General features: G+C 42.0%; 1 protein-coding gene. It reads right to left on the bottom strand.

Annotated elements, in window-relative coordinates; all coding sequences use genetic code 11:
* Positions 1 to 144 precede the first annotated feature (144 nt).
* Positions 145 to 350 (bottom strand): zinc ribbon domain-containing protein (locus tag AACL61_RS07135; RefSeq protein WP_339111179.1); only part of this gene is annotated, 206 nt, incomplete at its 5' end.

A 350-nucleotide genomic window follows, 5' to 3' on the forward strand; every position in this document is an offset into this window, starting at 1 on the left:
CTACTCCCACTTAGCTAAACCTACGGTTTAATGCTTGAAGTGGGAGATTCTGGAAACATCGCATACTTACCCTACCGATTCTGAACGAACCTTCAAGCAGAGGTTACGACTATTAGCCAAGGCTCGTCCCGAGCCTAACTTTATCTATCGGATAGCTAATCCTTTTTGCAAGATGACTTGTGCAGCGTTAATATCACGATCTAAATGTTTACCACAGTTTGGACAATCCCACTCACGTACCGCTAACCATTCCGATTTATTCAATCCTAACCGATGATTATTCTTCCCACAATTAGCACAAATTTGGCTAGTATATGACGGATTGACCTGAATAAGCTTTTTACCGTACC

It is taken from the genome of Limosilactobacillus reuteri subsp. porcinus (assembly GCF_036621895.1).
In the GTDB taxonomy this organism is placed as follows: Bacteria; Bacillota; Bacilli; order Lactobacillales; family Lactobacillaceae; genus Limosilactobacillus; species Limosilactobacillus reuteri_J.